Genomic DNA, 11,724 nt, shown 5'->3' with positions numbered 1-11,724 from the left:
GGGCTCCCCGTCCACTGGGACGCCGTCTGCCTCCTCGTCGACATCACCCAGGGCACCGCCGACGTCGGACCGGCCGAGGTGTTCAAGGCCCTGACCGGCCAGGGCGAAGGGGCCGACGCCTCCGTGGTCATCGCCTCCCGGCTGCCGCGGATGGCCGCCGGAATCCTGGTCGGTGTCGTCCTCGGCGTGGCGGGCGCCGTCCTCCAGGCCGTCAGCCGCAACGTCCTCGCCTCACCCGACACCCTCGCGGTGAACGCCGGTTCGTATCTGGCACTCGGCCTGGTCGGCGCCACCGGCGTCTCGCTGCCGCTGCTCGCCTCCTCCTCGGTCGCCTTCGTCGGCGGACTGCTCGCCGCGGCCGTCGTACTCGCCCTGTCCGGCCTCGGCACCGGCACCGTACGGCTGGTCCTCGCGGGCACCGCGCTGGCCCTGGGCCTGAACTCCGTGACGGAAGGGCTGCTCCTGCTGTTCCCCGAGCAGACCGAGGGCCTCTACCAGTGGAACCAGGGCAGCATCAGCCAGAACGGCTTCGACGGCGTCCTGCAGATGCTGCCCGTCGCCCTCATCGGGATCGCCGGACTGCTGCTGGTGGCACGCCGCGTCGACGCGCTCGCCCTCGGCGACGACGCCGCGCGCGGCCTCGGCGTCCCGGTCCGTACCACCCGCGTCACGGTGGTCGTCCTGGCCTCGCTGCTGTCCGCCGCGGCCGTCACCCTCGCCGGACCCATCGGCTTCGTCGGCCTGTGCGCGCCGGCCCTGGTGCGTCCGCTCGCCCGCAGGCTCAGGGGCTTCGCCCGCGCCCGTACGACCCTGCCCGTGGCGGGACTCGTCGGCGCGGCGCTGGTCCTCGGGTCCGACGTGCTGCTCCGGGCCCTCGTCCCCTCGGACCGGGCGGTCGCCGTGCCCACCGGCGTCGTCACCAGCCTGGTCGGCGCCGTGTTCCTGGTGGCGATGGCCCTGCGGCTACGGGACACCTCCGGAGCCGAGGCCCCGGACCGGATACGCATCCCCAGCCGGGCCGTGTTCCTGGTGACCCTGGCCGCTCTCGTCGCCGTGGTCGTCGGCGTCACGATCGCCGGCGCCCTTCTGGGCGACAGCAAACTCCTGCTCGGCGACCTCGCGAACTGGGCGCAGGGCCGCGCCGGCCGAGGCGTGTCCTTCGTCCTGGAAACCCGCGTCCCCCGTGTGCTCGCGGCGCTGTGCGCGGGCGCGGCCCTCGCCCTGGCCGGCACGCTCGTGCAGGCCGTGACCCGCAACCCGCTCGCCGAGCCGGGCGTGCTCGGCGTGTCCGGCGGCGCCGCGCTGGGTGCCGTGCTCCTGGTCACCACCGCGCCCGTCGCCGGTACCTGGGGTGTCGCGGGTGCCGCGTTCGCGGGCGCCGCGCTGACCTCCGTCCTCGTCTTCGGGCTCGCCGCCCGGGGCGGCTACCGGCAGAACAGGCTGGTCCTCGTCGGTATCGGCGTCGCCGCCGGAACCGCGGCGCTGATCAGCCTGCTCATCGTGCTCACGGACCCGTTCAATGCCACGAAGGCGCTGACCTGGCTGTCCGGTTCGACGTACGGCCGGACCCTGCCGGACGTGCTGCCCGTCGCACTCGTACTGGTCCTGGGCCTCGTCGTCGCCTTCGCCCGGCGCACCGAACTGGACCTCGTCTCCCTCGACGAGGACACCCCGCGCCTCCTCGGCCTGCCGCTGTCCCGGGCGAGGCTCGGCTTCCTGGTGGTGGCCGTCCTGCTCAGCGCGACCGCCGTCGCCTCCGCCGGCACCATCGGCTTCGTGGGCCTGGTCGCGCCGCACGCGGCCCGCGCCCTCGTGGGCCGACGGCATGTGCGGGTGGTACCGGTGGCGGTCCTGCTGGGCGCCGCGCTCGTCTGCACGGCCGACCTCCTCGGCCGTACGGTCATCGCCCCCGCCCAGCTGGGCGCGGGCCTGATGACAGCCGTGATCGGCACCCCGTACTTCCTGTACCTGCTGGTACGAAGCCGACGCTGACCCGACGGGCCCCGCTCGGTGGCCGGATGCCTGCGCGCCCGCTCACGAGACGGCGGGTGCCGGCCTCAGTCGTCTCCAGGATGTCCGCGTACGTGCGGGGGTGGTCGAACGCCTCCCGCTGCACGTACGCGGACGCACCCTTTTAGCTCATATGAACTGTTTCGCATTCTGGTTTCGGGTACCCGGCATCAGGTCGGAACGTGAGGTTCCGTCTGGATCCCGCCCCCCCGCGTCGTTCTGGAGAACCCATGTCAGGCCAGCACAAGAGCTCGTTCGCCACCGTGAACCCGTACACCGGCGAAACCCTCAAGGAGTTCCCGGTCATCGAGGGCGGCCAGGTCGATGCGGTGCTTGAGACGGCGGACAAGGCGTTCCAGGCGTGGCGGAGCCGGCCGATCGAGGAGCGCGCCGCTGTCGTCGGCCGCGCCGGCGAGCTGATGAAGGAGCGCAAGGAGGAGCTGGCCCAGCTCATCACTCTGGAGATGGGGAAGCTGATCTCCGAGGCACGCGGCGAGGTCGATCTCGCCGCGTCGATCCTCGGGTACTACGCGCAGCACGGACCGGACTTCGCGGCGGCCGAGCCGCTCGACGTGGAGGAGGGGGAGGCGTACCTCGTCAACGAACCCCTCGGAGTCCTGCTGGGCGTCATGCCCTGGAACTTCCCGCTCTACCAGGTGGTCCGCTTCGCGGGCCCCAATCTGCTGCTGGGCAACACGGTGCTGGTCAAGCACGCCGGCATCTGCCCGCAGTCGGCGCTGGCACTGGAGACGCTGTTCCGCGACGCACAGGCCCCCGAAGGCGTGTACACGAACCTGTTCGTGAGCCACGACGAGATCTCGCGCATCATCGACAGCCCGGTCGTGCGCGGAGCCTCGCTGACCGGCAGCGAGGGAGCGGGCGCCCAGGTGGCCGAGCGCGCCGGGCGGAACCTCAAGCCCAGTCTGCTGGAGCTCGGCGGCAGTGACGTGTTCATCGTCCTCGACGGTGAGAACCTGGAGCGCACGGTCGGGGCCGCGGTGGCGGGCCGGATGGCGAACACCGGCCAGAGCTGCGTGGCCTCGAAGCGGTTCATCGTACTGGCGGACGTGTACGACGACTTCGTGGACGGGCTGCGCCGCGGGTTCGAGGAGCTGCGGCCCGGCGACCCCGCCGACGAGGCGACCACCGTCGGGCCGCTCTCCTCGGAGCAGGCGGCCTCCGACCTGGCCGACCAGATCCGCGAGACGGTCGACCAGGGCGCGGACCTCGTCATCGGCGGGCACCGGATCGACCGGCCGGGCGCCTTCGTCGAACCCACGATCATCACCGGCGTCGAGCCGGGCATGCGCGCCTACGCCGAGGAACTCTTCGGGCCGGTCGCCGTGGTGTACCGCGTCGCCGACGAGGACGAGGCCGTCGCCCTGGCCAACGACAGTCAGTACGGGCTCGGCGGATCCGTCTTCTGCGCCGACGTGGAGCGGGGCCGCAGGGTGGCGGAACGCGTCGAGACCGGCATGGTCTGGGTGAACCACCCGACCTCGACCCAGCCCGACCTGCCGTTCGGCGGCATCAAGCGCTCCGGCTACGGACGCGAGCTCTCGAAGCTCGGCATGCAGGAATTCGTGAACCGCAAGCTGGTACGGATCCTGCCGCCGGACGCGGAGCTGACCGGAATCGCGGGCTGACCGAGGCCGAAACCCGCGCCCGGCTCACGTCCCGCACGCACGTCGCGTACGCCGGTTCCGTTCGCCCGTTCCGTACGTCCGTCCCGCATCCCCCGCATCCCTCACATCGCGACAACAGGAGTAACCGTGACCGCAGTACCCGCCATCACCCTCAACAACGCCGTGCAGATCCCGCAGCTCGGCTTCGGCACCTTCCAGATCCCGCCGGAGGACACCCGCGAGACGACGCTGGCGGCGCTGGAGACCGGCTACCGGCACATCGACACGGCGCAGATGTACGGCAACGAGAAGGAGGTCGGCCAGGCGGTCCGGGACTCCGGGCTCGATCGCGCCGACGTCTTCGTGACCAGCAAGCTCAACAACGACGCCCACGGGTACGACAACGCCCTCCAGGCGTTCGACCGCAGCCTGGAGGCCGTGGGCCTCGACTATCTGGACCTCTTCCTCATCCACTGGCCGCTGCCCGCCAAGGGCGAGTTCGTGGAGACCTGGAAGGCCCTGGAGCAGATCTACCGTTCCGGCCGGGCCAAGGCCATCGGCGTCTCCAACTTCCAGCCGCGTCATCTGCGCCGACTGCTGGAGGGCAGCGACGTGGTGCCCGCGGTGAACCAGATCGAGGTGCACCCCTACCTCACCCAGGACGAGGTCAGGGCCTTCGACGCCGAGCACGAGATCGCCACCGAGGCCTGGTCGCCCATCGCGCAGGGCAAGGTGCTCGACGATCCGACCATCAACCGCATCGCGGAGCGGGTCGGCAAGTCACCGGCCCAGGTGACCCTGCGCTGGCACATCCAGCGCGGGGACATCGTCTTTCCCAAGTCGGTGACCCGGAAGCGGATCGAGGAGAACTTCGACCTCTTCGACTTCGAGCTCAGTGAGGGCGACATCGGTGAGATCTCCGCCCTGAACCGCGACGAGCGCACCGGCTTCGACCCCGACCGCTTCAACGGATAGGCGACGCGCCGCGACCAATCCGGAAAACCCGTTGCTCCGGATCACCTGTAGAGAGATCACCTGTAGGAAGGAGAGGTGACGGCGGTGACTGACGAAGAGTTCGACGAACTGCTGGCCGAGGCGCGCCGGGAACTGCGCCGGCAGCACCTCGCTCCACCCTCCCCGCAGGACCAGCGTGACAACGACGCGTACGCCACGAGGGCCCGCCACACGGAGTTCGGCGCCTGCGCACACTGAGACGGCGCCGGCGCCACGGTGGCGACCATCGTCTTCGTGCCGGAACCCATCCGGAACCGGTCGTCCGCCGAGGGGTCGTGGTCCGCCCTGTCACCAGGTGACGGGCAGGGCGTGCAGCCCGTAGATGACGGCGTCGTACTTGAAGGGGATCGCCTCCAGGCCGTCGACGGCGCGCAGCGTGGGGATGCGGCGGAACAGGGTCGGGTAGATGACCTGGAGTTCCATACGGGCCAGGGCCTGGCCGACGCAGTGATGGGTCCCGGCGCCGAACGCCTGGTGCTGGCGGGCGTTGCGGGTCAGGTCGAGGCGGTCGGGGTCGGGGAAGACCGAGGGATCGCGGTTGGCGAGTTCACCGAGGAGGATCACGCCGTCTCCGGCACGGATGGTCTCGCCGGCGACCTCGATGTCCTCCTTGGCGGTACGTCGGCGGCCGAGGTGCACGATGGAGAGGTAGCGCAGAAGCTCCTCGACAGCGGCGCGGACGACGGCGGGGTCGTCCGTGTCGCGGATCAGGGCGAGCTGTTCGGGGTGCTGCAGCAGCAGGAGCGTACCCAGGCTGATCATGTTCGCCGTGGTCTCGTGTCCGCCGAGCAGCAGGAGCACACCCATCGTGGCGGCCTCGCGGCGCGTGAGTTCGCCCTTCTCGATCTGCGCGCAGAGACTGGAGAGGAGATCGTCACCGGGTTCGGTCAGCTTGCGGCCCACCAGTTCGTCGAGGTACGTGGCGAGGTCGGTGTGGGCCGTCCGGCGCTCCTGGGGAGAGGCGACGGCGGAGACGATGGTCTTGCTGTTGGTCTGGAAGAACGCGTGGTCCTCGTAGGGGACTCCGAGCAGTTCGGAGATGACCAGGGACGGGATCGGCAGGGCGAGGTCCCGGACGAGGTCGGCGGGCCGGGGACCGGCCAGCATGGCGTCGACGAAGTCGTCGGTCATCTGCTGCACGCGCGGGCGCATCGCCTCGACGCGCTTGATCGTGAAGGTGCCGCCGATCATGCGGCGCAGCCGGGCGTGCTCGGGGTCGTCCATGCCGACGAAGCTCAGGTCGGTGCCGCCGGCGTGGGCGTGGGCCGGGTCCACGGGGCTGGGAAAGCCCGGCCGGGTGAACTCCGCACTCAGACGCGGGTCGGACAGCAGGGCCTTCTGCTCGGCGTGCCCGGTCACGGCCCAGGGGGTGCTGTCGCCCCAGGAGCGGACCCGGGTGAGCGGCCCGTGCCCGGACAGCGCCCGCATACCGGGGGAGGGGGCGAAGGGGCACTCGGCGGAACGCGGCGCGGGGAAGTCGGGGAGGTCACGGCTGTGTGCGTCGGGGGTGGCGGGCGTGCTGGTCATGGTGTCCTCCAGTGGGGGCCGCCTCCGTCATCAGGAGGCGTAAGAGGCGTATGAGGCGTGCCGGGTTGGCAGACGCACGGCGGGTCATCGCGGCGCGGCGGCCGGTGCGGACCGGGACGCGGGCGCGTAACGGTCGAGGAGGTGCCGGCGGTGCAGGCGCGCCTGTTTGGGCATGTTCCAGCCGAGTACGGCGATGGGGCCGCCCGCGCCGTCGAGGTACCGCGCGACGAACCGGCCCTCTTCCACGGCACCTTCGGCGATCTGGACGGTGGCGCCGGGCGCGGGCAGCCCGTACACCTGGATCTTGACGCCGAACTGGTCGGTCCAGAAGTAGGGGACGGGGCTGTACGGGCGGTCCTCGCCCAGGAGGTTCGCCGCGACCAGCACGGCCTGCTCGGTGGCGTTGGTGCGGTTCTCCAGCCGCAGTGACCGTCCGAGGCCCTCGTGGTGGAAGCGGGCCATGTCCCCCGCCGCGTAGACGCCTTCGGCGGCGCGGCAGCGGGAGCCGCAGACCACACCGTCCCGCAGTGCCAGTCCGCTGTCGGTCAGCCAGTCGGTGGCAGGGGCACCGCCGACCGCCGTGACGACGAGATCCGCGGGAAGGACTTCGCCGCCGGCCGTGCGGACACCCGTGACACGTCCGCCGGCCGTCTCCAGGCCGTCCACGGGCGAGTCGGGGCGCAGCCGCACCCCGTGCTCGCCGTGCAGTGCGGCCAGGAGGCGTGCGACGTCGTCGCCCAACTGGGCCTGCATCGGGGCTGCTTGCGGCCCGGTCAGTGTCACGTCGACGCCCATGAGGCGGGCCGTGGCGGCGATCTCGGCGCCGAGCACCCCGTCGCCGACGACCACGACCCGCTCGGCCCTGAGCAGTTCCCGGCGCAGCCGGCCGGCGTCGTCGAGGGTCCGCAGCACATGCACGCCCGCAGCATCCGGGAGACCGGGCAGTCTGCGCGCGTGCAGTCCGGTGGCCAGTACGACGGCCTCCGCCCGCAGCTCGGCTCCGCTCCCGGTACGCACCGTGCGGGTGGCGGCGTCGAGGGCCACCGCGCGCTCCCCGAGGACGAGTTCGGCGTCCAGGGCGTGCAGTACGTCACGGGTACGCAGCTGGGTGCGCTCGGCCTCCCAGGTGCCGGCCAGTACCTGTTTGGACAGGGGCGGGCGGTCGTACGGCGCCCCGGCCTCCTCGCCGAGCAGGGTGATCCGACCGCCGTAGCCCTTGCGGCGCAGGCTCTCCGTGACGGCCAGACCCGCGGCGCTCGCCCCGACGACGAGCACGTCGGACGGCGTGCTCACGCGTCCTCGTGCAGCTGGATGGCGGCGGCCGGGCAGACGCCCGCGGACTCGCGGGCTCCCTCGTACTGGTCGGCGGCGGGCGCGGCGTCGAGCAGGACGACGATCCCGTCCTCGTCCCGCTGGTCGAACACTTCGGGCGCGATCACGACGCACTGACCGGCACCGCAGCACTTCTCCTCGTCGACGGTGATCCTCATGCTGTCTCCTCTGCTGGACGTGTTCCTCTGCCAGATCTCTCTGTCGGCTCTGTCGGACCGGTTCCTGCGGGGCCGGTCCCTGCGGGGCCGGTTCAGTGGCGGGTGGTGGGCGCGGCGAGCAGTCCCACCAGCGCGTCCTCCAGGGCGTCGGCGGTGCGTTCCCAGGACGTGCCGGGCTCGGCCGCGGCTCCGGCCGGGCCGCCTACGGCCAGGCCGCGTTCGTGCTCCGCGCAGACATGGGTGATCAGATGACGGGCCATCGCGGCCCGCTGCGGGCGGATCTCGGGCGGCACGATGTCGTACAGGCACCGGCCCAGCCCCTGAAGGGTGCGGCACAGGCTGTCGCGGGTGAGTGACTCGTCCTCCACCAGCGTCCGCATCAGCGGGTCGGTCATCACCTGCGCGGCGAACCGCGCGTGCCAGGAGGGGACACCGAGGGCGGCATGGTGCTCGGTCACCGGCCGCAGCAGACAGCGCACCCAGTCCCGCAGGTCGCGACTGTCCCCGGCCGCCTCCACATAGCGCGTACGGATCGTGTCGACCTGGGTGCCGTGCCTGGTCATGATGGCCCGTACGAGCGTCGCCTTGCTGCCGAAGTGGTAGCTGACGGCGGTGGTGTTGCCCTGCCCGGCCGCCTCGCCGATCTGCCGGTTGGAGACGTTCGACAGCCCGTGCTCGGCGTACAGGCGCTCGGCCGCCGCCATGATGGCCTCGCGGGTGTCGGCGCCGCGACCGGTGCGGATCCGGCCGCCGTCCACCGTGCCACCGGCGTTCGCCGCACATGGTCGCGTCCTGTGGGTGTCACCCATGTCAGCCTCCTCGTACCGGCGTTCGCGATCACTACACACCGGCCCGCCGATTAAGTCAACCGACTGACTTAAAAGGAGAGGGGCATTGTCCAGTACCAGGGGAGGCGATATCGGAGGTATCGCGAAATACGGCCTGTAGTCATATGCCGTCGGTAATCTGCGGGTCTCCTGCTTTCGAGTGGATGGGGTGATGGGGGTCCGCGCCAGCGGATTCCGAATCGATGGTCTCCTTGCCGGAGCAGAAGAGCACGCGTGGTGTGGTTCCTGCTGTGCAGCACTGCGAACCGTTTCCAGCGGTGACAGTGGACGCCTCCGGCACGGTGCTGTCGCACAACGCGCCGGCCGCCGTCCTCCTGGCGCGGGTCGCCGTCGGTGCCGCCCTCGGCGAGATCGCGCCCGCCTGGCTGATCGAGGCCCACCTGCGGAGGGTCGGCGGCAGGGGAAAGGAGCCGTCGGCATGGGCCGACGGCCGGATCGGCGCGCACTGTGTGAAGGCGCTCGGTGTGCCGGGAGTGGACGGCGCGGTCACTTGGTGGCTGGTCGGTGAGAGTGCTCCGGCGGGCGCCGCGCAGGAACTGGCGCGCGAGCGGATGCGGGCCGGGCTGCTGCAGGAGCTGTCGTGCGAACTGCTCGCCTCGCTGGACGTCGACCGCTGTACGGCGATGACCGCGCAACGGGCCGCCCTGCATCTGGCGGACGCGGCGGTCGTCGTCGGAACACGCGACGGATGCGGCTTCCCCGTCACGCGGTGCATCGCCGACGGGCCCGTGGTGCAGGAGAAAGTCGCCCTGGACCCCGGACAACTGCCGGGCCTCAAAGAGGCGTTGCAGGGGCTGCCCGCAGTGTCCTCCCGCTGGATCGACCCCTGCGAGGTACCGTCCTGGGCCGTGCCCGAGGGGTTCGTGGGCGACGCCGCCGACATCGGGTCGGTCGTCGTGGTGCCCTTGCCGGGGCACGGTGTGCCGACCGGCTGCCTCGTCCTGCTGCGCCGCCGCCGGGAAGCCCGGTTCACTGCCGCCGAGGAGGCCTTCGCCCAGCTCTTCGCCGCACGCGCGGGCGCCGCCCTGTCCGTCGCCCGCAGCCACACCCGCCAGGCCCGCAGCACCGACGTGCTGATGGGTGATCTGCTGCCGCCCTCACTCGGCCGGGTGCACGGCATCTGCTTCTCCGGCGGCTACCGCGCCTCGGTGGCGGGCGAACTCGTCGGCGGCGACTTCTACGACCTGTACCCGGCCGACACACCGGAGGCCGAGACGGTCGCGGTACTGGGTGACGTGTGCGGCAAAGGACTGGAAGCCGCGGTCGTGGCCGGCCGCATCCGCCATGTACTCCAGGCTCTCGTTCCCTTCGCCGCCGACCACACCCGCCTGCTGACCCTCCTCAACGGCGCACTGCTGTCCTCGCGCCAGACACCTTTCGTGACCCTGGTCCTGGTCACCGCCGTGCGCCAGGACGCACGGGTGCGGCTGCGCATCTCCAGCGCGGGCCATCCCGCCCCGCTCATCGTGCGCGTCACCGGCCAGGTCGAGGAGGCCCGCGCCCGCGGCACGCTGATCGGCGTGTTCGCCGACATCGAGTTCAGCACCGCCGAAGTCGCCCTGCAGCCCGGCGAGACCTGCCTGCTGTATTCCGACGGGATAACCGAAGCGCGCGGCGGACCGCTCGGCGACGTGATGTTCAGCGAGGACAGACTGCGCGCCGTACTGGCCCAGTGCGCCGGGATGCCGGCCGAAGCGGTCACCGAACGCGTACAGATGATCATCGCCCAGTGGGTGGGGGACGGCCCGCACGACGACATGGCCGTCCTGGCCATCGGCGCGCCCCGCGACACCCGCCCGACAACCGTGCACGAACCGACCGGGTAAAGGTGAGACACGTGACCGACGGCCAGGATGCCGGCTCCCTCGCAGAGCCGCGCGAGCAACTGTGGCAGGCGCTCGGGGAGGGCGATGAAACGCGCGCCGTCGCCGTCGTGCGCGGCGCGCTGGGCACGGCGGGGCACACTCCCGCGGCAGCGGAACACCAGCACGTGTCCGAGGGCGTGCACGCGACGCACCAGCACGTGCCCGAGGGCGTGCATGCGACGCACCAGCACGTGCCCGAGGGCGTGCACGCGGCCGCCGGGGACACCTCGGCCGCCGGACGGACGCGTGCGGCGGGCGAACGGGTGCTGCTCGAACTCATCGCGCCGACACAGGAACGCGTGGGCCTGGCCTGGGCGGCCGATGACATCACGGTGGCGCAGGAACACGCCGCCACGGCGATCAGCGAATGGTGCGTCGCGGCCGTCGCGGACGCCACCGCCCCCGCCCTGGCGACGGCCTTCGCCGGCACGTTCGTGGGCAGGGTCCTGGTGTCGTGCGTCGACGGCGAATGGCACTCCCTGCCCGCCCGCCTGGTCAGCGAGGTGCTGCGGTTACGCGGCTGGCGGGTCGACTTTCTCGGGGCGCAGGTCCCCACCGAGCACCTGGTCGCGCACGCGCGCCGCACCCGTGCGGAGGCGGTGCTCCTGTCCTCGTCCATTCCCACGCTTCTGCCCGGCGCCCACAACGCGATCAGCTCGTGCCAGGGGGCCGGCATCCCGGTACTCGCCGGGGGCGCCGCGTTCGGCCCGCAGGGCCGTTACGCCCGGCTCATGCAGGCCGAATGGGCCAAGGACGCGCCCGACGCGGCCACCCTGCTCGGCCGGCGCCTGACACCGTCCGGTGCGCACGCCGCCCGCCTGCCCGATCTGGATCTGCCGCACCTGGCCGACCAGGAGTACACGATGGTCCGCCGGACCAAGCTCCAACTGGTCAAGCAGACCCTCGCGGACGTCGAGGACGGGTTTCCCGAGATGCGCCACTACGACGAGTGCCGGCTGGAGCGCACCGTCGAGGACATCGACTTCATCGTCAGCTACCTCGCCACCGCCCTCTACGTCGACGACCCCGGCCTGTTCACGAGGTTCATCACGTGGACCGCGGACATCCTGGCAGCCCGCGACGTCCCGCCGCGCTGCCTGCTCCCGGCCCTGGACTCACTGCACAACCAGCTCAAGGACTTCCCCCGCGCGACCGGCATCCTCACCGCGGCCCGCAGCGCCCTCACCCCGCCACAGGCCCGCCCCGACTGACCACGCCGTGCTGCGCGAGCTTCGCTCTGCCACGCAGGGGGAGTGGCCGCGCAGGGAGAGTGGCTCGGCCGGAGTGGTACGCGCCGCCGGGCCCGACGCGGCGGTCGGCGCGTCGCAGGGCGCCCCCGCGTCCC

Annotated in this window: 10 protein-coding genes; 6 read left to right on the top strand and 4 right to left on the bottom strand. The window is 71.8% G+C overall.

Translation table 11 applies throughout. The features are described from left to right. The 4 genes from ACFWGJ_RS34815 to ACFWGJ_RS34800 all read left to right on the top strand — a co-directional run. A partial coding sequence (locus tag ACFWGJ_RS34815; protein ID WP_387332596.1) for an iron ABC transporter permease occupies positions 1-1,992 on the top strand: 1,992 nt, incomplete at its 5' end. A 248-nt stretch (positions 1,993-2,240) separates the two neighbouring features. Beyond that, positions 2,241-3,656, top strand: a complete 1,416-nt coding sequence (locus ACFWGJ_RS34810) for an NAD-dependent succinate-semialdehyde dehydrogenase (RefSeq protein ID WP_387332594.1) — start codon at positions 2,241-2,243, stop codon at positions 3,654-3,656. 126 nt (positions 3,657-3,782) lie between these two features. Next, positions 3,783-4,610: an aldo/keto reductase gene (locus ACFWGJ_RS34805; RefSeq protein WP_387332592.1), complete on the top strand. Its 828-nt coding sequence runs from the start codon at positions 3,783-3,785 to the stop codon at positions 4,608-4,610. Between the two features lie 84 nt (positions 4,611-4,694). Then, entirely contained in the window at positions 4,695-4,847 is a 153-nt protein-coding gene (locus ACFWGJ_RS34800) for a hypothetical protein (RefSeq protein WP_387332590.1), read from the top strand. A gap of 90 nt (positions 4,848-4,937) precedes the next feature. Here the strand turns inward: ACFWGJ_RS34800 and ACFWGJ_RS34795 are convergent, their stop codons facing one another. The 4 genes from ACFWGJ_RS34795 to ACFWGJ_RS34780 form a co-directional block, all read right to left on the bottom strand. Then, the gene (locus ACFWGJ_RS34795; protein ID WP_387332586.1) at positions 4,938-6,176 is read right to left on the bottom strand and encodes a cytochrome P450; all 1,239 of its coding nucleotides are present in this window, start codon (positions 6,174-6,176) and stop codon (positions 4,938-4,940) included. An 84-nt stretch (positions 6,177-6,260) separates the two neighbouring features. Next, positions 6,261-7,469 (bottom strand): NAD(P)/FAD-dependent oxidoreductase, encoded by a 1,209-nt coding sequence (locus tag ACFWGJ_RS34790; protein WP_387332584.1) that lies wholly within the window; start codon positions 7,467-7,469, stop codon positions 6,261-6,263. Further along, positions 7,466-7,666 carry a ferredoxin gene (locus tag ACFWGJ_RS34785; RefSeq protein WP_387332582.1) on the bottom strand — a complete coding sequence of 67 codons (201 nt, stop codon included), beginning with the start codon at positions 7,664-7,666 and terminating at the stop codon, positions 7,466-7,468. The genes ACFWGJ_RS34790 and ACFWGJ_RS34785 overlap by 4 nt, the downstream gene beginning before the upstream one ends. A gap of 92 nt (positions 7,667-7,758) precedes the next feature. Next, complete coding sequence (locus tag ACFWGJ_RS34780; RefSeq protein WP_387332580.1) at positions 7,759-8,475, bottom strand: TetR/AcrR family transcriptional regulator; 717 nt, start codon at positions 8,473-8,475, stop codon at positions 7,759-7,761. Positions 8,476-8,771: 296 nt separating this feature from the next. Between ACFWGJ_RS34780 and ACFWGJ_RS34775 the strand changes: the two genes are divergently transcribed. Together ACFWGJ_RS34775 and ACFWGJ_RS34770 are read left to right on the top strand one after the other, a co-directional pair. Beyond that, the gene (locus ACFWGJ_RS34775) at positions 8,772-10,340 is read left to right on the top strand and encodes a PP2C family protein-serine/threonine phosphatase (protein ID WP_387332578.1); all 1,569 of its coding nucleotides are present in this window, start codon (positions 8,772-8,774) and stop codon (positions 10,338-10,340) included. A gap of 11 nt (positions 10,341-10,351) precedes the next feature. Beyond that, entirely contained in the window at positions 10,352-11,590 is a 1,239-nt protein-coding gene (locus ACFWGJ_RS34770; RefSeq protein ID WP_387332577.1) for a B12-binding domain-containing protein, read from the top strand. The last annotated feature ends 134 nt before the right edge of the window (positions 11,591-11,724 follow it).

This window comes from Streptomyces sp. NPDC060205 (assembly GCF_042728395.1).
GTDB lineage: Bacteria > Actinomycetota > Actinomycetes > Streptomycetales > Streptomycetaceae > Streptomyces.
This window is presented reverse-complemented; position numbering and strand designations above follow the sequence as displayed.